Below are 18,283 nucleotides of genomic sequence, written 5' to 3'. Positions count from 1 at the left end.
GAGGGGCCGCCGTGTCAAACGGACGCGATGGCGCTGAAGAACATCGGGATTTTTCCGTTTTCTCCCGGTGGCCAACGAAATGGCAGCCGAGCTTCTTGCCCATCCGGCACCCCTCCGTTCCCGCTTTCCACGCACAAGGAGCCGCGACATGGAAAAGACCGAAACTCGCAAACTTGCGGAAGAATATTTGCGTCTCGGCGGCACGCGTCAGGTGATGATCGATGACAACAAGACCTTCGTGCGCCAATGGCAGCACGAACCGGCGGAAGCCGAACGGTTCTGGCAAACGCATATCGAAAATCTCGACGCGGAGCGGCTCAAGGACGTGGAATTTTTCCTGCCCTCCATCAATTCCGACAAGGAAGACTGAACCCGAAAGGAGACAGACATGACCGCCATCAACGCTGCAAAAATCCTCATTCTCGCAACGGACGGCTATGAGCGTTCCGAATTGCGCGTGCCCTATGACCAGCTGAAGGCCAAAGGTGCAGACGTGAAGGTCGCCTCCATCAAGGAGGGCGAGATCAAGAGCTGGGACAAGAAAGACTGGGGTGACAGCATCGCCGTCGATCTATCCGCCAAGGCCGTAAAAACCGACGATTTTGACGCGCTGGTTCTACCCGGCGGCCAGATCAACCCGGACGTTCTGCGCCATGACGAGGATGCGATGCGGGTGGTGCGTGATTTCATCAAATCCGGCAAGGTGGTGGCCGCCATCTGCCACGCACCCTGGCTGCTTGTAGAAGCCGACGCCCTGCGTGGCCGCGACGCCACCTCCTATTGGTCGATCAAGACCGACCTCAAGAACGCCGGCGCCAACTGGAAGGATGAAAAGGTGGTGACCGACAAGGGGATCATTACCTCCCGCAGCCCTGACGATCTCGACGCCTTCGTCGCCAAGATCGTGGAAGAAGTCGAGGAAGGCCGCCACGAACGCCGCGCCGCTTAAGACACACACCCTATTCCCGTGCCGCCGGTTTCCCGGCGGCACTTCTATATGGGAGGAAGACATGAAAAGCAGATTGCTGGCAAGCGGCGCGGAGCGTACCTTCATCCTCGTCATCGATCCCGAGGAAGAAGCCTTCGAGGCCATCAGGCGCTTTGCCAGGGCCGAGAATATCAACGCCGCCTCGGTTACCGCGATCGGCGCCTTCGCCACGGCAACACTCGCCTTTTTCGATCTTTCGACGCAGGACTATAAGGAAATACCGGTCACCGACCAGAGCGAGGTTCTGAGCCTGCTCGGCGATATCACCCTTGACGAGAATGACACGCCCAATCCGCACCTGCATGTGGTTCTGGGCTTTGCCGATGGCTCCACCAGGGGCGGCCATTTTCTAAAAGGGGTGGTGCGGCCGACGCTGGAAGTCGTCATTCGCGAAACACCGGCGGAATTGCGGCGCAGCTATCGCCCGGAATTCGGCATCGCTCTCATCGATCCCGCGAAATAAACCCACGGAACCGGAAAAACGCCATTGCGTTATCGCTGTGGACAGGGGGCGGCATGGTGACGGCGATCAATCGAAGAGATGCGGACGATGACGAGGTCGGGCAATTTCTGATCGGCCTCGCGCGCGGCACGGCGGGTGCATTGCTGTTTGCCCTGCCCATGCTGATGACCATGGAAATGTGGTTTCTCGGTCTTTACGTCGATTCCTGGCGGCTTCTTCTGCTCTGCATTCTCAACCTGCCGCTGCTGCTTCTTCTCGCCCGCCGCATCGGTTTCGAGAATATTCACTCCTGGAGCCAGGCGCTGCGCGATGCGATAACGGCCTATGGGCTGGGCATTGCCGTCAGCGCCGCGGTGCTGCTGCTGTTCGGCATTCTGAACGACCAGATCACCGCCTCCAACATCGTCGCCAAGATTGCGCTGCAATCCGTTCCAGCCAGCATCGGCGCACTGCTTGGGCGCAGCCAGCTCGGTCAGCATTCCGACGCGGAGGATGAAGAGGAGGGCGAATATTCCGGCGAGACGGGTTATCTGCACGAACTGTTCATGATGGTGGTCGGCGCGCTTTTCCTCAGCCTCAATGTTGCGCCGACGGAAGAAATGATCCTGATCGCCTATAAGGTGACGCCCTATCACATTCTGGCGCTTTGCCTGCTGTCGGTCGCCATCATGCATGGCTTTGTCTACGCGCTTCACTTCAAGGGCTCGCACCAGCTGCACGAAGGGCAGAAGTGGTGGCAATCCTTCATCCGCTTCACCCTGCCCGGATATGTCATCGCCATCGCCATCAGCATCTATACGCTCTGGACCTTCGAGCGCCTCGACCACACATCGCTGTCGCAGATCATGAATGCCGCCGTGATTCTCGGCGTTCCCGCCTCGATCGGCGCTGCCTCTGCCCGGCTGATCCTGTGAGGAAAAGATGACGATATCCAAGGGCCGCAAACATACGGAAAGCCCCGAGCCCCATTGGGTGGAATGGCTGACGGGCGCCATCTGCACGCTCCTTGTCGCCGCCATGCTGGGCTGGATCGGTTATGACATCTATCGCTACAGGCCGGAGGATGCCCGCTTCGAAATCGCCGTTACCGGCGTAGAGGCGCAGGCCGGGCAATACCGGGTGCGGTTCGACATCCGCAACCTGTCCATGACGACGGCGGCGCAGGTGCAGGTGCGCGGCGACCTGCAGCAAAACGGCGCAACGCTGGAGAGCGCCGATGTGACATTCGATTACGTCGCCTCGGAGTCTCGCGACACCGGCACGCTTTTCTTCCGCAACGATCCCCGCAGCGCAACGCTCACCATCAATGTCGCCGGCTATACCGAGCCGTGACACCTTTCAGGATGATTTCATGCCGACATCGGAACTGACGAAAGCACGCGACCTCAGGGATTCAAAGCCCGTGTGGGCGGATACGCCCCGCATTGGCGTCCGCAGCAGGCACACGCCGGAGGCCGACCATTACGACACGATCGTCGTCGGCGCCGGTATCAGTGGCGCGCTGGTGTCCCACGCCCTGCAACGGGCAGGTCAATCCTTGTTGATCGTCGACCGGCGTGAACCGGTCATGGGCAGCAGCGTCGCCAGCACCGCGATGATCCAGCACGAAATCGACACGCCGCTGACGCAGCTTCGAAAGATGATCGGCAGGCACGCGGCCGACAGGGCATGGCAGCGTTCCGCCCGCGCCGTCCTGCGGCTGGAGGAAATCGTTTCTTCGCTCGGCATTTCCTGCAGCATGAGGCGCAAACAGGCCCTTTATCTGGCTGGGGACGAAATGGGATCGCGCGCGTTGAAGGCCGAAGCGGATGCCCGCAAAGAAGCGGGCATCGAGGCCCGCTTTCTCACGGCTGCGGAACTGAGAGAGCAATACGGCTTGCACCGGACCGGGGCCATCCTCAGCGATATTTCGGCCTCCGCCAATCCCGCGCAGCTGACGGCCGGCCTGCTGCGCCACACGGCGGGCGCCGGCGCCGAAATCGTCTCCCAGCTTGAGATCACCGATCTCAGGAACCTCGGCGACGAGGTTGTCCTTGCCACCGCCGGCGGCAAAATCCTTTCAGCGCGCAATGTCGTTTTCTGCACCGGCTATGAATTCCTGAAAGTGCTGGAGAGCCCGAAACACCAGATCATTTCCACCTGGGCGCTGGCGAGCAGAAAGGGGCTCGACCTCCCCGACTGGCTGGAGAACCATATCGTCTGGGAGGCGTCCGATCCGTATCTCTACCTGCGCACCGATCGCGAGGGGCGGATGATCGCCGGAGGCGAGGACGAGGAAAACCCGACCGCCTACCAGTCGGAGCGCAAGCTCGCCGCCAAGGCGGAAGCGATCCGCCGCAAGATCGAAAAGCTTCTCGGCATCGATATGGGAAAGCCGGAATATCGCTGGGCGGCGGCCTTCGGCACGACCACCACCGGCCTGCCGCTGATTGGCGCGGTGCCCGGCATGAACAACGTCTATGCCGTGATGGGTTTCGGCGGCAACGGCATCACCTTCAGCCAGATCGCCGCTGAAATCGTGGCCGCCGCCATCAATGGCGGCAAGGACCCCGACGCCGATCTTTTCCGCTTCAGCTGATGTCGTTCATTCCTCCTTGATGCCCGCCGCCACCTGTAAGCGGCGCAGCGTCCACAGGACGACAATGCCCATTCCCGAAGCAAGAAGAGCAAGCGGCCACATGCCAAGGCCGGCCGAGAGGCCGATTGCCGCCGAAAGCCACATGCTGGCGCCCGTCGTCAGGCCTTTGACATCGCCTCTGGTATAAACGACCACACCCGCCGCGAGAAAGGCGATGCCCGCCGTCACGGCCTCCACCAGGCGGATGGGATCGAGCCGCGCGGCCTCATGGCCTTCCGCCATCGTCTCCATCATGTGAATGGTGATGACGCAGAAGGTGACGGCGGCAAGGCCGATCAGCATGTTGGTGCGCAGGCCGGCGGTGTTCTTGTGAAACTCACGTTCCAGACCGATCAGGCCGCACAGGATGACTGCGCCGAACACACGCACCAGCAGCACCTCGAAGGGGATGGAAATATTCATGGAAAATTCTTCTGCAAGGCTCTGGGGCACTGTCGCGTCTCCTCCCGAAATTTCTTCACACTAAGTTCGCAGAGGCGTGTTGGTTCCGCGCGGCAATATAAACGTTGCGCGCAACCGAGCCGGAACCATGGGCGCAGCAAAGGGTTTGTCTCCCGTGCGCATGGGCGCACGTCATGTATTTTCACACATGGGAGAAGGACCAATGGCCGAGAAGAAACTCGACGACCTGTTTTACGATACGCTGAAGGATATCTACTACGCCGAGAGGCAGATCCTGAAAGCCCTGCCGAAAATGGCGCGGGCGGCGACCGATCCGAAGCTGAAACAGGCCTTTGAAAAACACAAGGAAGAAACGCAGGGACACATCGAGCGCCTGCAGGAGGTGTTCGAGATCATCGGCAAGCGGGCACAGGGCAAGACCTGCGAAGCCATTCAGGGCATCATCGCCGAGGGCGAGGAAATCATGGAGGACTTCAAGGGCACGCCCGCCCTCGACGCCGGTCTGGTTTCCTCGGCACAGGCGGTCGAGCACTATGAGATCGCCCGTTACGGCACGCTGAAGGCATGGGCGGAAAAGCTGGGACACACGAAAGCAGTTTCGTTGCTGGATGCCACGCTCAAGGAAGAAGCGAAAACCGATGATGCGCTGACCGCGCTCGCCAAAACTTCGGTTAACGCCGCCGCCGAGAAAAAAGCGGCTTGATATCCTCCCTGGCAACAAAAACCGGAATGGTCGCCCATTCCGGTTTTTTTGTATCTTGAAACCTGCAGAGATTACGGCAGGGTATAGGCGATCACATAGTCGCCCGGTTTGGTTCCGACGGAGCCGTGGCCACCCGCAACCATCACCACATATTGCTTGCCGTCATCCAGCGCATAGGTCATCGGCGTTGCCTGACCGCCGGCCGGCAGGCGCGCTTCCCAAAGCTGCCTGCCGGTGGTCAGATCATAGGCGCGCAGGTAGTTGTCGACGGCCGCACCGAGGAAGGCGACGCCCCCCTTGGTGATCATCGGCCCGCCAATGCCCGGCACACCCACCTTGAAGGGCAGCGGCAGCGGCGTCATGTCATGGACCGTGCCGTTCTTGTGCTTGTAGGCGATATCGCCGGTGCGCAGGTCAGCACCCGCGACATAACCCCATGGCGGGGCCTGGCAGGGGATCTGCAGCGGACCGAGGAACGGGCCCATGAACACGCCATAGGGTGCGCCGTCATTGCGGTTGAGGCCCTGTTCGCTTCCCTTTTCGTCCTGACCCTTCGGCGGAATGTCGGCGCGCGGCACGAGCTGCGAGGTGAAGGCGAGATAGGTCGGCATGCCGAACATCACCTGACGCTCGGGATCGACCGCCACGCTGCCCCAGTTGAAGGTGCCGAAATTGCCGGGATAGATGATCGAGCCGGTCAACGAGGGCGGCGTATAGCGGCCCTTGTAGTTCAGCTGATGGAAGCGGATGCGGCAGGCGAGCTGATCGAACATGGAGACGCCCCACATATCCTTTTCCTGCAATGGCTCCGGCTTGAAGGACAGGGCCGTCGTCGGCTGCGTCGGAGAGGTGAAGTCCTCCGGTATGGCGCCGCCCGGCGCGGGCTCTTCGGTGATCGGCAGAAGCGGCTCGCCGGTGCGCCGGTCGAGAACGTAGATATCGCCCTGCTTGGTCGGGCCGACGAGAGCCGGCACGGTCTGGCCGTCCTTGGTGATGTCGAGCAGCACCGGTTGGGCCGGCACGTCCATGTCCCAGAGATCGTGATGAACCGTCTGGCGCACCCAGCGATCCTTGCCGGTGTTTATATCCAGCGCGACGATGGAGGAGGAATATTTCTCCACATTCTCGCTGCGGCCCATGCCGAGCTGATCCGGCACCTGATTGCCAAGCGGGATATAAACGAGGCCGAGGCCTTCATCGTAACTGAAGACCGACCAGCTGTTGGGCGAATTGGTGGTGTAGGTTTCACCCGCCGCAATCGGTTCGGTTTTCGCCGGATTGCCGGAATCCCAGTTCCAGACGAGCGCGCCGCTGTTCACATCGAAAGCCCGGATGACGCCGGACTGTTCCTGCGTGGAATAGTTGTCGTTCACCGCGCCGCCGATGATGATCTTTCCCGCCACGATGACGGGCGGCGAGGTCGAATAATAATAACCGGCGGGATTGTATTTCATGCCCTGCTCGAGATGCAGCACACCCTGATCGGCAAAGGACGTGCAGACCTGACCGGTGGCGGCATCGAGCGCGATCAGCCGCGCATCCGAGGTCGGCAGGTAGACGCGCTCCGCGCAGGCCGTGCCTTGAGCGGCATTCGGCTCGGCATAATAGGAAACGCCACGGCATGTCTGATGCTGGCGATCCGGATTGAGACCGACATTGGGGTCGTATTTCCACTTTTCCTTGCCGGTGGCGGCATCGATGGCAATCGCCCAATTATGCGGCGTGCAGATATAAAGCGTGTTGCCGATCTTCAGCGGCGTCACCTGATAGGTGGTTTCCCCCACATCATCGGGCAGCTTCACATCGCCCGTCTGGTAACGCCAGGCTTCCTTGAGCTGCGAGACATTGTCGACATTGACCTGGGTCAGCGGCGAATAACGCTGGCCATAGGGCGTGCGGCCATATTGATGCCAGTCACCGTCAGGCACATTGCCGCCATAGGCGGGCGTGGCCGAGGCCGTTTCCTGAGGCAAGGAACCTGCCGTATCGTGCGGATCCTGCGCCATGGAATATCCGGCCACGACGATGGAGGCGAGCACGGAAAGGGCAAGCGGCCAGGCATTCGGCCCGTAGCTAAGCCCGGTCGGGCTCGAAAAACCGAGCGGCTTTCTGACCCAGGGAACCAGAAGCCAGAGGCCTATGAGAATGATGACGCCGCCGCGGGGGCCAAGCTGCCACCAGTCGAAGCCGACTTCCCATATGGCCCAGGCGAGCGTCGCGACAATGAAGACGGCATAGACGTGAAGGGCTGCGCGATTGCGCTTGAACAGCAGAACGGCCGTCAACAGAAACGCCAGTCCGGAAAGCACGTAATAGAAGCTCCCGCCCAGCATGACGAGCTGAGAGCCGAAACCGAACAGCGCAAGACCGATCAGCGTGAGAACAACTGCAGTGACGGTGACTGCCATGAATGAAACCCCCGATTCCTGTCACTTTGCGTGAAATGAAATCGGGCGTGATCTGGTTCCATGAAAATCATCATCGTCGCGAAAAAACTTCACGCCATGGTGGTCACGGGTTCTGCGGCGCGCCGGTCGAATCCTGCGGCGCGGGATTTGTCTCTGTCGATGACGGCGGCTGGGGGCGGCCATTCGCCGGATTGTTGTCGAAGCTTCCGGAGCCCGACGGCTGCTGCGGCACGGGCGCAGTCTCGGTCTGCGGGTTCTGCGGCAGGTTCTCGTCGGGTTCGAAAACCGAATATTCGACAACGGCCCAAACCACCAATGCAAGAAGCACGCTGACGATCAGAATGACGAGCACGGGACGTCCGCGCGATCCCTGCCGCGCGCGCGTTGCCGTTTCGCTCTTCGCATCCCGACCGTCGAGATAGCTGGTATTTTCTCTGGCCATGTCTTTCACTCCCTGTAACCCTGTTGATCTAATCATTGGGGTCAGGGTTTTGTTCCAGACGCGGAAAAGGATTAGTTTCAACCCCATTCCAGCGGCGTGCGTATCGAAGCGCCAGCGCAGCGTCGGACATGCGAAGATTATTTCGCGGTCCAGCCGCCATCGATCGAGATGGTGGTGCCGGTGATCGAGCGGGCCATGTCCCCCGCGAGATAAAGCGCCATTTCCGCCACTTCTTCCGGTTGCACGAACCGTCTGGTCGGCTGCGGCGCGAGCATCACCTTCTTCACCACATCCTCCTCACTCATGCCATGCACGCGCGCCTGATCGGCGACCTGGGCGGCGACGAGCGGCGTCCAGACATAACCGGGGCAGATGGCGTTGCAGGTGATGCCAAGTTCGGCCACTTCCAGCGCCACGCTTTTCGTCAGGCCCACCACCGCATGTTTGGTCGCGACGTAAGGCCCCTTGAAGGGTGAAGCGCGCAGGCCATGCGCGGAAGCGATGTTGACGATGCGGCCCCAGCCCCTTTCCTTCATGCCCGGCAAGGCCGCATGGATGGTGTGAAACGCGCTGTCGAGCGAGATGGCGACGATGCGGGAGAAATCGGCGAAATCGAACGCATCGATCGGCGCGACCTTCTGAATGCCGGCATTGTTGACGAGGACATCGATATGACCGAATTCGGCGATGACGGTTTCCGGCAGATGTGCGCTTTCATCATAATTGGCGAGGTTGGCGGCAAAATAGACCGGCCTGTGCCGCGCCACCTTCGCGACCGCCTCCAGCGCCTGCGTCGCCTCCTCCGCCGTCTCTATGCCATGCACCCCGACCAGATACCCCGCCTCGGCGAAACGCTTGGCGATGGCGAGCCCGATGCCGCTGGTGGAGCCCGTGACAAGCACGGTTTTCGGTTGATCCTCCATCGGCCTAGTCCTTCAGCTGCGGCAGGTTGCGGAAAAGTTCGAGCGCTTCGGGATTGGCGAGCGCATCAGCATTCTTCACCGGCCGGCCATGAATGGTGTCGCGCACCGCGATTTCGGAAATCTTGCCGGAACGGGTGCGGGGAATGGCGCTGACGGCAATGATCCTTGCCGGCACATGCCGCGGCGTCGCACCCGAACGGATACGGCTGCGGATCGTTTTTTCCAGCTCTTCCGTCAAAACCGCGCCGCCCTTCATGCGCAGGAAGAGGATGACCCGCTGGTCGCCCTCGATATCCTGCCCCACGGCAATCGCCTCTTCGACCTCAGGCACGGTTTCCACCTGCCGGTAGATTTCCGCAGTCCCGATGCGCACCCCGCCGGGATTGAGCGTCGTGTCCGAGCGTCCATGGATGACATATCCACCGGAGGGGCGCATTTCGGCAAAATCGCCATGCGCCCAGATGCCCGGAAAGCGGTCGAAATAGGCGGCCCGATAGCGCGAACCGTCCTCATCGCCCCAGAATTTGACCGGCATCGACAGATGCGCATTGCGGCAGACGAGTTCGCCGGCAACACCGCGAACGGAACGGCCCTCATCGTCCAGCGTGTCGATATCCATACCGAGCATCGCACCCTGCAATTCGCCGCGATGCACCGGCTGCAAAGGGTTGCCGCCGAGGAAACAGGCGCAGATATCCGTGCCGCCGGAAATGGAGGCGAGGTGCACGTCGGCCTTCCAGTCGCGATAGATATAATCGAAGGATTGCGGGATGAGCGGCGAGCCGGTGGAAAGAATTGTCCTCAGCGACGAAAGATCGTGGCTTTCGCGCGGCTTCAGCCCGGCCTTCAGGCAGGCGTCGATAAATTTTGCCGACGTGCCGAAAGTGGCGATCCGTTCGGCGTCGATGAGATCGATCAGCCGTGCGGATGTTGGATAACCGGGATTGCCATCATAGGTGACGAGCGTAGCGCCAAGCGCCAGACCGGAGACCTGCCAGTTCCACATCATCCAGCCGCAGGTGGTGAAATAAAAGAAGCGCTCGCCCTCCTGAATATCGCATTGCAGCTTCAGTTCCTTCATGTGCTGAAGGAGCAAACCGCCGCCGGAATGGGTGATGCATTTCGGTTTGCCGGTGGTGCCGGAGGAATAAAGGATCGCCAGCGGCGCCTTGACGGGCAGACGGTTGAAGGCGATCTCGCCCGCCGCATAAGGCGCGACGAAATCCGTAAGCGTCACGCAGCCGAGATCAGCAAGGCTTTCGGGCACGGCATCGCCGATCAGCACGATCTTTTCAGGCACCGCACTTTCAGCCACCGCACGAATGGTCGCGCCAACATCGATGCGTTTGCCGGCATAACCATATTCCGGCACGGCAATGAGGATTTTCGGACCGATCTGCGACAGGCGGTCGGAGGCTCCCGCCGGCCCGAAATCCGGCGAGCAGGAGGACCAGATCGCGCCGATGGCGCTGACAGCCAGATAGCTGACGATCGCCTCGATATCATGGGTGACGATGGCCCCGACGCGATCGCCTTCGCTCACACCGGCCTGGGCAAGCGCCTGCACCATGCGGGATACTTCGTCGTAAAGCTCTCTGCGGCTAATTTCACGCCGTGTGCCATCGTCGCGATGGGCGATGATGGCCAGCCGCGTGTCGGCATCGCGAAGCAGGTTCTCGGCATAATTAAGCCTCGCGCCTGGATAGAACTCCGCCTCCCGGATCGTCGCGCCCGGTTTGAACGCCGCGTCGCCGCGCGTGCCGATAATGCCGAGTTCGTCCCACAGCGCATCGTAAAATTCATCCGGCGCGTTGATGGACCAGCGCAGCAGGCCGGCATAGTCATCGGCGGCCTGCCCGTGCAGCTTTGCCGTTTTCGTCGCGAAGGCGAAAAGCGCCGAGCGTTCCAGCCTCTTCTCCGGCGGCACCCATAAGATGTCGGATGGCGCGGCGTCCGTCATGCTTCGCCCCCGCGCAGCATTTCGACGATGGCGGAAAAATCGCGCCCGCCGCTCCCCTCATCGACGAAGTTCTCGTAAAGCGCCGCCGCCGCCGCACCGAGCGGGGTGGAAGCCCCGGCTCCATTGGCGGCCTCCTGCGAAAGCTTCAGATCCTTCAGCATCAGGGCCGCCGCAAATCCGGGCTGATAATCCTTGTTAGCGGGCGATGTCGGCACCGGTCCCGGCACCGGGCAATAGGTGGTGAGCGACCAGCATTGCCCGGAAGAGGTGGAGGCGACATCGAACAGCGCCTGATGCGAAAGCCCGAGTTTTTCGCCCAGCACGAAGGCTTCGGAAACCGCGATCATGGAAATGCCGAGGATCATGTTGTTGCAGATCTTCGCCGCCTGGCCGTTACCGCCCTTGCCGCAATGCACGATCTTCTTGCCCATCGCCTCCAGCACCGGCTTTGCCGCAGAGAAGGCCGCAGCCTCGCCGCCGCACATGAAGGTCAGGGTGCCCGCCGCAGCCCCGCCCGTCCCGCCGGAAACGGGCGCATCGACCGAGGGGCAACCGGCGGAAGCGGCCAGCTCATGCGCCTTAAGCGCGCTTTCCATATCCACCGTCGAGCAGTCGATGAGAAGCGTTCCGGCAGGGATTTTCCGAACCAGATCGCCATAGACCGAAACGACATGTTCGCCCTTCGGCAGCATGGTGATGATGACGTCAGCGGCTTCGATAGCCTCGGCAGAACCCGCAGCAACGGGAACACCGGCCTCTCCCGCCGCCGCGCGGCAGGCTTCGGAAAGATCGTGACCCCTGACGGCATATCCGGCCTTGACGAGATTGGCGGCCATGGGCAGGCCCATATGTCCCAGCCCGATAAAAGCGACGGTCTTCATCGGAGCGCTCCTTTCAGCGATTATCCGCAAGGATCATGTCGGCGGCCTTTTCGGCAATCATGATCGTAGGGGAATTGGTATTTCCGGATGTGATGCGCGGCATCACCGATGCATCGGCGACGCGCAGCCCGGCGAGCCGGCGGAATTTCAGCCGCGCATCGACCACGCTTTCCATATCCGACCCCATGCGCAGCGTGCCGACGGGGTGGAAGATGGTAGTGCCGATATCGCCCGCCGCCTTTGCAAGATCATTGTCGTTTTCGAAGGAGGGACCCGGCTTGTATTCCTGCGGCTTGAAGCGCGCGAAGGCCGGCTGGGCGACGATGCGGCGCGTCAGCCGCATGGCGTCGATGGCCACCTGGCGGTCGCCTTCGGTGGAAAGATAGTTCGGGCGGATTTCCGGCTGCATGGCGAAATCCGGTCCTTTCACATGCACTGAGCCCCGGCTTTCCGGCCGCAGATTGCAGACACTTGCGGTAATGGCCGGGAAAGTGTGAACCGGATCGCCGAACTTGTCGAGCGAAACCGGCTGGACATGATATTCCAGATCGGCGGTTTCCTTCTCGGGTGAAGAACGGGTGAAGACACCGAGCTGGCTCGGCGCCATCGACATCGGCCCGGAGCGCGTCAGCGCATATTCGAGACCGATCCGCGCCTTGCCGAACAGGGTGGAGGCCCTTTCATTCAGCGTTAGGACGCCGGAGACCTTGTAGACCATGCGCAATTGCAGATGGTCCTGCAGGTTCTCGCCCACGCCCTGAACCTCCGCCACCGTATCGATACCGGCCGCCTGCAACACATCGCCACGGCCGACGCCGGAAAGCTCCAGAATATGCGGCGAGCCGATTGCGCCGGCGGACAGCACCGTCTCGCGCCGCGCCCGCATCTTTTTTAAGACGCCATCATGGTGAAACTCGACGCCGGTGACACGGCCTTCTTCGATGATGAGGCGCTTGACATGGGCCTTGGTCAGAACCGTCAGGTTCTTGCGGCCGAGCGCCGGTTTCAGGAAGGCTTTCGCCGTGTTCCAGCGCCAGCCCGCCCGCTGGTTGACGTCGAAATAACCGGCACCCTCATTGTCGCCCCGGTTGAAATCATCGGTCGCGGGAATGCCGGCTTCGCCCGCCGCTTTCTGGAAAGCATCCAGCACATCCCAGCGCACACGGGCCTTTTCCACGCGCCATTCGCCGCCGGCGGAATGCATCTCGTTCTTGCCGCGATAAAAGTCTTCCGACTTCAGGAAATAAGGCAGGATGTCGTTCCACCCCCAGCCCTCGCAGCCGAGCTGCCGCCATATATCGTAATCGCGCGCCTGACCGCGCATATAGATCATGCCGTTGATGGAGGAGCAGCCGCCAAGCACCTTGCCGCGCGGATAGATCAGCGAGCGGCCGTTGAGCCCCGGCTCTTCCGCCGTCTTGAAACACCAGTCGGTGCGCGGATTGTTGATGCAATAGAGATAACCGACCGGAATGTGGATCCAGTGGTAATTATCGTTGCCGCCCGCTTCCAGCAGCAGCACGCGGTGGTTCGGATCTTTCGAAAGGCGGTTGGCGAGAACGCATCCGGCACTCCCCGCTCCGATGACGATATAGTCATATTCGCCCATGCTCTTCTCCATACGCCGCCCTTGCCGCGTCGTCCCGGACGCGGGGGAGGCCTTTCCAGTGTTTTCAAAAAATGTTTAGCCGCGGTGCTGGAAGCCGAGTTTTCTCCCAAGCCGCGACGCGTAAAATTCGCCGATAAGACCCCGTCGGAACACCAGAACGCAGGCCATGAAAACGAGGCCGGTAATGATGGTGACCGGGAAATCCGATGTCGCGAGATAGTTTTGCAGGGTGACGACGAGACCCGCGCCGAAGATCGGGCCAATCATGGTGCCTATGCCACCGAGTAGCGTCATCAGGATCACTTCGCCCGACATCTGCCAGGTCACATCCGTCAGCGTCGCGAACTGGAAGACCAGCGCTTTGAGGCCACCCGCAAGACCGGCCAGCGTCGCCGACATGACGAAAGCTCCGAGCTTGTAGCGCTGCACGCTGTAGCCCAGCGAAATGGCGCGCTGCTCGTTTTCGCGGATCGATTTCAGGATCATGCCGAAGGGTGAATTGACGAAACGCCAGATAACAAGAAGCGCCAACACAAAGGCGGCCAGCACGGTGTAATAGATATTGAGCGGCGCATTGAGGTCGAGAAGGCCGAAGAGATGGCCGCGCGGCACGCCCTGCAAGCCATCCTCACCATGGGTGAAGGGCGCCTGAAGGCAGAAGAAATAAAACATCTGCGACAGCGCCAGCGTGATCATGGCGAAATAGATGCCCTGGCGGCGGATGGCGAAGAAGCCGATGACGAGGCCGAGAAGGGCCGCCCCCGCCATGCCGATGACAAGGCCGATCTCCGGCGTCACGCCCCATTCCTTCACCGAATAGGCGGTGAAATAAGCGGCACCGCCGAAAAACGCCGCATGGCCGAAGGACAGCAGGCCCGTGTAACCGATCAGGAGGTTGAAGGCGCAGGCAAACAGCGCGAAGCACAGGAGCTTCATCAGAAAGATCGGATAAACGAACATCGGCGCGGCGATGAGCACGGCAAGCCCTGCGAGAATAAGCACGGTCTTGATGGTGCCGGCAGTCGTCGAAACCTCCGTCTGCGGCATTGCTCCGGCGGTGGGGCTATGGGTGGCTTTGGACATATCAGGCGTCCTTTCCGAAAAGCCCGGCGGGGCGGATGAGCAGCACAAAGGCCATGATGACGAAGATGACGATGTTGGAGGCTTCCGGGTAGAACACCTTGGTCAAGCCTTCGGCGACGCCCAGCATGTAACCGGTGAGGATGGCGCCCATGATCGACCCCATGCCGCCGACCACGACTACGGCAAAAACGACAATGATGAGGTTCGTGCCCATCAGCGGCGAGACCTGATAGATGGGCGCGGCGAGAACCCCGGTGAACCCGGCAAGGCCGGCACCCAGCGCGTAGGTCAGCGTCAGGAGAACGGGCACATTGATGCCGAAGGCCTGCACCAGCGTCGGGTTTTCCGTCGCAGCGCGCAGATAGGAGCCAAGACGCGTCTTTTCGATCAACGCCCAGGTGGCGATGCAGACGATGAGCGAGATGACGACGACGAAAGCGCGGTAATTCGGCAGGAACATGAAGCCGAGATTGGTGCCGCCGGCAAGCTCGCGCGGCACCGAATAGGGTTGGCCCGCCGCGCCATAAAGCCAGCGGAACGTGCCTTCCACCACCAGCGCGAGACCGAAGGTGAACAGCAGCCCGTAAAGCGGATCGAGATCGTAAAGCCGTGACAGCAGGAAGCGTTCGACGATCGCACCGAACAGCGCCACGACGAAAGGTGTGACGATGAGCGCCACCCAGAAATTGATGCCGAAATATTGCAGGCCGAGGAAGGCGACGAAAGCGCCGAGCATATATTGCGCGCCATGGGCAAAATTGATGACGCGCAGCAGGCCGAAAATGACGGCAAGGCCAAGCGACAGCAGCGCATAAAACGACCCGTTGATGAGGCCCACCAGCAATTGCCCGAGCAGTGCCTGAATTGGAACGCCGAAGATCATCGTCATGGTTAAACCCCCAGCACCTTGTTGAGCTCGCCCATGCGGCCGGAAAGCTCGCTGACCGGAAAATTGCTGACCATCTGGCCGTGATCCATCAGGTAGAAACGGTCGGCGATACGGCTGGCAAAACGGAAATTCTGTTCGACCAGAACAACGGTCATGCCGCGGCTCTTCAGTTTCTGCAGCACCTCGCCAATGCGCTGCACAATAACCGGGGCAAGCCCTTCGGTCGGTTCGTCAAGCAGCAGCACCTTCACCCCGGTGCGCAGGATGCGCGCCATGGCCAGCATCTGCTGCTCGCCGCCGGAAAGCTTGGTGCCGGGGCTGGTGCGGCGTTCGTAAAGATTGGGAAACAGCTCGTATATTTCATCGAGCGTCATGCCGCCGGATGCGACGACGGGCGGCAGCTTCAGGTTTTCCTCGACGCTCAGCGTCGCGAAGATACCGCGCTCTTCCGGCACGAAACCGAGGCCGTATTTCGCCGTGCGATGCAACGGCACCGGCATCAGATCCTTGCCGCCCAGCTTGATCACGCCCTTGCGGTTGCGAATGATGCCCATGATGGTGCGCAGCGTCGTGGTCTTGCCCACGCCGTTGCGGCCGAGAATGGTGATGGTTTCGCCCTCGCCGACCGTCAGATCGACACCGTGCAGCGCCTGGCTTTCGCCATACCAGGATTTCAGGTTGGAGACTTCGAGCATTGCCGCCATATCAAGCCTCCTCCGTGCCCATATAGGCCGTGCGCACGCGCGGATCGGCGGCAACGGCGGCATAATCGCCCTCCGCCAGAATTTCACCGCGTTGCAGCACCGTAACGTGGTGGCAGATATCGGCCACGACTTTCAGATTATGTTCGACCATCAGCACCGCGCGTGTCTTTGCCACCTCACGGATGAGTTCGGCCACATGGGCGACATCCTCGCCGCCCATGCCGGCCATCGGTTCATCCAGCAGCAGAACCTTCGGATCGAGCGCCAGCGTGGTGGCGATTTCGAGAACCCGCTTGCGACCGTAAGAAAGATCGGCCGCAAGCGCATGTTTTTCCCGTGTCAGGCCAACCATGGCGATCAGCTCCTCGGCGCGGGCGTTCAGCCTGTCGAGCGAGGAGAGCGGCAGCCAGAATTGCGTGGCGAGGCTGTTCGGCCGCTGCAACGCCACCCGCACGTTTTCCAGAACCGTCAGATGCGGAAACACCGCCGATATCTGGAAAGACCTGACGAGGCCGAGACGCGCCACCTTGTCCGGTGGCGTCCTTGTTATGTCCGTTCCCATGAAGGTGATCGCCCCGCCTGTCGGCTGGAGAAACTTGGTCAACAGGTTGAAGACCGTGGTTTTGCCGGCACCGTTCGGACCGATAAGCGCATGCACGCGGGCATGGTGGACGTCGAGATCGACGTTTTTCACGGCCGCGAATGCGCCGAAGGTCTTGGAGAGACCGCGCGCCGAAAGAACGACGCGAGGTTCGGCCTGCCCGGCAAGGGCGGGAGCGATCATCATCAAGCTTTCCCCTTTTTATTCTTCTTTACTGCGTTACCAGCGGGCAACCGCTCTTTGCGGGGTCCATGAAGGCTTCCTTGCCGGGGATGGTGGCAAGTACCTTGTAATAATCCCACGGCTGCTTGCTTTCGTCCGGCTTCTTCACTTCCATGAGATACATGTCGTGGATCATGCGGCCGTTGGCGGCTACATGGCCGTCTTTCGAGAAGACGTCGTTGACAGGCATTTCCTTCATGGCCTTGGCGACGGCATCGGCATCGTCTGTGCCGGCCTTTTCGATGGCCTTCAGGTAGTGCAGCACGGCGGAATAGGTGCCAGCATGCACCATGTTCGGCATGGCGCCGGTGCGTTCCTTGAAGCGTTCGCCGAACTTGCGCGATTCATCGTCGCGGTCCCAATAAAAACCTTCCGTCAGCGTCAGGCCCTGCGCGGCTTCAAGACCGAGGCCGTGGACTTCGGCAAGCGTGAAGAGAAGCGCCGCAAGCCGCTGGCCGCCGGCGACGATGCCGAATTCGGCCGCCTGCTTGATGGCGTTGGAGGTATCGAGACCGGCATTGGCAAGGCCGATGACCTTCGCGCCCGAGGACTGCGCCTGCAGCAGGAAGGAGGAATAATCCGTCGTGGCCAGCGGATGGCGCACGGAACCCAGCACCTTACCGCCATTGGACTTGACGAAATTCGACGTGTTTTCTTCCAGCGAATAACCGAAGGCATAGTCGGCGGTCAGGAAGAACCAGCTGTCGCCGCCCTGCTTGACGAGCGCGCCGCCGGTGCCGACCGCCAGCGAATAGGTGTCATAGGCCCAGTGGAAACCATAGGGGCTGCACTGCTTGCCGGTCAGCTCGGTGGTTGCCGCACCCGTATTGATGGTGATCTTCTTCTTGTCCTTGGACAGCGCCTGCACGGCGAGACCGACCGACGACGAGGTCAGTTCCATGATCGAATCGACCTGTTCGGTATCGTACCATTGGCGGGCGATATTGGAGGCCACATCCGCCTTGTTCTGGTGGTCGGCGGTCACCACTTCCACCGGCGCATCGAGCACCTTGCCGCCGAAATCCTCGACTGCCATCTTCGCGGCTTCATAAGAGTATTTACCGCCGAAATTGGCGTAGACGCCCGACTGGTCGTTCAAAATGCCGATCTTGACCTTGCCGTCCGAAATCTCGGCGGCATAAGCGGCGGTGCCAGCGGCCAGCGCCATGGCCGTGGATAAAACGATACTCTTGCGCATGACTTCTCCTCCCAGAGATGATTGCGAGCCTCAGATTGTCTGTGCAACGGTGAACGAAACCGCCTGCGGGCTTCCATGCCATTGCACCTGAACGGTCACACCGCCCTCCTCAAAGCGATGCATCCTGAGCCTAGACTTCTCGAATTCGGCCGTTGACACAAGAGCGGGG

The 18,283-nt window shown here is 61.0% G+C and carries 19 protein-coding genes; 7 read left to right on the top strand and 12 right to left on the bottom strand.

Annotated elements, in window-relative coordinates; translation table 11 throughout:
- Positions 1-148 precede the first annotated feature (148 nt).
- From ACQZ5K_RS14660 to ACQZ5K_RS14635, 6 genes are all read left to right on the top strand, one after another.
- Complete coding sequence (locus tag ACQZ5K_RS14660) at positions 149-370, top strand: hypothetical protein (RefSeq protein ID WP_078052649.1); 222 nt, start codon at positions 149-151, stop codon at positions 368-370.
- An 18-nt stretch (positions 371-388) separates the two neighbouring features.
- A complete protein-coding gene (locus ACQZ5K_RS14655; protein WP_448740664.1) occupies positions 389-949 on the top strand; it encodes a type 1 glutamine amidotransferase domain-containing protein in 561 nt (186 codons plus the stop codon).
- Between the two features lie 61 nt (positions 950-1,010).
- Positions 1,011-1,451: a PPC domain-containing DNA-binding protein gene (locus tag ACQZ5K_RS14650; RefSeq protein WP_078052647.1), complete on the top strand. Its 441-nt coding sequence runs from the start codon at positions 1,011-1,013 to the stop codon at positions 1,449-1,451.
- Between the two features lie 53 nt (positions 1,452-1,504).
- The gene (locus ACQZ5K_RS14645; protein ID WP_448740663.1) at positions 1,505-2,365 is read left to right on the top strand and encodes a TIGR02587 family membrane protein; all 861 of its coding nucleotides are present in this window, start codon (positions 1,505-1,507) and stop codon (positions 2,363-2,365) included.
- A gap of 7 nt (positions 2,366-2,372) precedes the next feature.
- A complete protein-coding gene (locus ACQZ5K_RS14640) occupies positions 2,373-2,783 on the top strand; it encodes a TIGR02588 family protein (protein WP_059756861.1) in 411 nt (136 codons plus the stop codon).
- Between the two features lie 19 nt (positions 2,784-2,802).
- The gene (locus tag ACQZ5K_RS14635; protein WP_448740662.1) at positions 2,803-4,029 is read left to right on the top strand and encodes an NAD(P)/FAD-dependent oxidoreductase; all 1,227 of its coding nucleotides are present in this window, start codon (positions 2,803-2,805) and stop codon (positions 4,027-4,029) included.
- Between the two features lie 6 nt (positions 4,030-4,035).
- On the opposite strand, the gene ACQZ5K_RS14630 is transcribed toward ACQZ5K_RS14635, so the two are convergent.
- Positions 4,036-4,521, bottom strand: coding sequence for an MgtC/SapB family protein (locus tag ACQZ5K_RS14630; protein WP_065657330.1), 486 nt, complete (start codon positions 4,519-4,521; stop codon positions 4,036-4,038).
- Between the two features lie 172 nt (positions 4,522-4,693).
- Between ACQZ5K_RS14630 and ACQZ5K_RS14625 the strand changes: the two genes are divergently transcribed.
- Positions 4,694-5,194 carry a YciE/YciF ferroxidase family protein gene (locus ACQZ5K_RS14625; RefSeq protein WP_003522505.1) on the top strand — a complete coding sequence of 167 codons (501 nt, stop codon included), beginning with the start codon at positions 4,694-4,696 and terminating at the stop codon, positions 5,192-5,194.
- A gap of 71 nt (positions 5,195-5,265) precedes the next feature.
- On the opposite strand, the gene ACQZ5K_RS14620 is transcribed toward ACQZ5K_RS14625, so the two are convergent.
- The 11 genes from ACQZ5K_RS14620 to ACQZ5K_RS14570 form a co-directional block, all read right to left on the bottom strand.
- The gene (locus tag ACQZ5K_RS14620; RefSeq protein ID WP_448740661.1) at positions 5,266-7,602 is read right to left on the bottom strand and encodes a glucose/quinate/shikimate family membrane-bound PQQ-dependent dehydrogenase; all 2,337 of its coding nucleotides are present in this window, start codon (positions 7,600-7,602) and stop codon (positions 5,266-5,268) included.
- A gap of 103 nt (positions 7,603-7,705) precedes the next feature.
- The gene (locus ACQZ5K_RS14615; protein WP_065657333.1) at positions 7,706-8,044 is read right to left on the bottom strand and encodes a flagellar basal body-associated FliL family protein; all 339 of its coding nucleotides are present in this window, start codon (positions 8,042-8,044) and stop codon (positions 7,706-7,708) included.
- A 137-nt stretch (positions 8,045-8,181) separates the two neighbouring features.
- A complete protein-coding gene (locus ACQZ5K_RS14610) occupies positions 8,182-8,967 on the bottom strand; it encodes a 3-hydroxybutyrate dehydrogenase (protein WP_174046056.1) in 786 nt (261 codons plus the stop codon).
- Between the two features lie 4 nt (positions 8,968-8,971).
- Positions 8,972-10,927, bottom strand: coding sequence for an acetoacetate--CoA ligase (locus tag ACQZ5K_RS14605; RefSeq protein WP_448740660.1), 1,956 nt, complete (start codon positions 10,925-10,927; stop codon positions 8,972-8,974).
- The gene (mmsB, locus tag ACQZ5K_RS14600) at positions 10,924-11,808 is read right to left on the bottom strand and encodes a 3-hydroxyisobutyrate dehydrogenase (RefSeq protein WP_448740659.1); all 885 of its coding nucleotides are present in this window, start codon (positions 11,806-11,808) and stop codon (positions 10,924-10,926) included. Before mmsB ends, ACQZ5K_RS14605 begins: the two co-directional genes overlap by 4 nt.
- A gap of 13 nt (positions 11,809-11,821) precedes the next feature.
- Positions 11,822-13,417 (bottom strand): GMC family oxidoreductase, encoded by a 1,596-nt coding sequence (locus ACQZ5K_RS14595; protein ID WP_448740658.1) that lies wholly within the window; start codon positions 13,415-13,417, stop codon positions 11,822-11,824.
- A 75-nt stretch (positions 13,418-13,492) separates the two neighbouring features.
- A complete protein-coding gene (locus ACQZ5K_RS14590; protein ID WP_080839024.1) occupies positions 13,493-14,500 on the bottom strand; it encodes a branched-chain amino acid ABC transporter permease in 1,008 nt (335 codons plus the stop codon).
- A gap of 1 nt (position 14,501) precedes the next feature.
- Positions 14,502-15,389 carry a branched-chain amino acid ABC transporter permease gene (locus ACQZ5K_RS14585; RefSeq protein WP_448740657.1) on the bottom strand — a complete coding sequence of 296 codons (888 nt, stop codon included), beginning with the start codon at positions 15,387-15,389 and terminating at the stop codon, positions 14,502-14,504.
- Between the two features lie 2 nt (positions 15,390-15,391).
- Positions 15,392-16,093: an ABC transporter ATP-binding protein gene (locus tag ACQZ5K_RS14580; protein ID WP_065657340.1), complete on the bottom strand. Its 702-nt coding sequence runs from the start codon at positions 16,091-16,093 to the stop codon at positions 15,392-15,394.
- A 1-nt stretch (position 16,094) separates the two neighbouring features.
- Positions 16,095-16,880 carry an ABC transporter ATP-binding protein gene (locus ACQZ5K_RS14575; protein WP_448740656.1) on the bottom strand — a complete coding sequence of 262 codons (786 nt, stop codon included), beginning with the start codon at positions 16,878-16,880 and terminating at the stop codon, positions 16,095-16,097.
- 25 nt (positions 16,881-16,905) lie between these two features.
- On the bottom strand, positions 16,906-18,114 hold the full coding sequence (locus ACQZ5K_RS14570) for an ABC transporter substrate-binding protein (protein ID WP_080857693.1): 1,209 nt from the start codon (positions 18,112-18,114) through the stop codon (positions 16,906-16,908).
- Between the last annotated feature and the right edge of the window lie 169 nt (positions 18,115-18,283).

The organism is Agrobacterium sp. 22-226-1, assembly GCF_053522345.1.
This window is presented reverse-complemented; position numbering and strand designations above follow the sequence as displayed.

Coding starts and splice junctions, on each gene's coding strand:
- ACQZ5K_RS14645 (WP_448740663.1), top strand. CDS start 1,505: ATGGTGACGGCGATCAATCGAAGAGATGCGGACGATGACGAGGTCGGG.
- ACQZ5K_RS14635 (WP_448740662.1), top strand. CDS start 2,803: ATGCCGACATCGGAACTGACGAAAGCACGCGACCTCAGGGATTCAAAG.
- ACQZ5K_RS14590 (WP_080839024.1), bottom strand. CDS start 14,500: ATGTCCAAAGCCACCCATAGCCCCACCGCCGGAGCAATGCCGCAGACG.
- ACQZ5K_RS14640 (WP_059756861.1), top strand. CDS start 2,373: ATGACGATATCCAAGGGCCGCAAACATACGGAAAGCCCCGAGCCCCAT.
- ACQZ5K_RS14650 (WP_078052647.1), top strand. CDS start 1,011: ATGAAAAGCAGATTGCTGGCAAGCGGCGCGGAGCGTACCTTCATCCTC.
- ACQZ5K_RS14580 (WP_065657340.1), bottom strand. CDS start 16,093: ATGGCGGCAATGCTCGAAGTCTCCAACCTGAAATCCTGGTATGGCGAA.
- ACQZ5K_RS14610 (WP_174046056.1), bottom strand. CDS start 8,967: ATGGAGGATCAACCGAAAACCGTGCTTGTCACGGGCTCCACCAGCGGC.
- ACQZ5K_RS14655 (WP_448740664.1), top strand. CDS start 389: ATGACCGCCATCAACGCTGCAAAAATCCTCATTCTCGCAACGGACGGC.
- ACQZ5K_RS14625 (WP_003522505.1), top strand. CDS start 4,694: ATGGCCGAGAAGAAACTCGACGACCTGTTTTACGATACGCTGAAGGAT.
- ACQZ5K_RS14570 (WP_080857693.1), bottom strand. CDS start 18,114: ATGCGCAAGAGTATCGTTTTATCCACGGCCATGGCGCTGGCCGCTGGC.
- ACQZ5K_RS14595 (WP_448740658.1), bottom strand. CDS start 13,417: ATGGGCGAATATGACTATATCGTCATCGGAGCGGGGAGTGCCGGATGC.
- ACQZ5K_RS14660 (WP_078052649.1), top strand. CDS start 149: ATGGAAAAGACCGAAACTCGCAAACTTGCGGAAGAATATTTGCGTCTC.
- mmsB (WP_448740659.1), bottom strand. CDS start 11,808: ATGAAGACCGTCGCTTTTATCGGGCTGGGACATATGGGCCTGCCCATG.
- ACQZ5K_RS14575 (WP_448740656.1), bottom strand. CDS start 16,880: ATGATGATCGCTCCCGCCCTTGCCGGGCAGGCCGAACCTCGCGTCGTT.
- ACQZ5K_RS14605 (WP_448740660.1), bottom strand. CDS start 10,927: ATGACGGACGCCGCGCCATCCGACATCTTATGGGTGCCGCCGGAGAAG.
- ACQZ5K_RS14620 (WP_448740661.1), bottom strand. CDS start 7,602: ATGGCAGTCACCGTCACTGCAGTTGTTCTCACGCTGATCGGTCTTGCG.
- ACQZ5K_RS14585 (WP_448740657.1), bottom strand. CDS start 15,389: ATGACGATGATCTTCGGCGTTCCAATTCAGGCACTGCTCGGGCAATTG.
- ACQZ5K_RS14615 (WP_065657333.1), bottom strand. CDS start 8,044: ATGGCCAGAGAAAATACCAGCTATCTCGACGGTCGGGATGCGAAGAGC.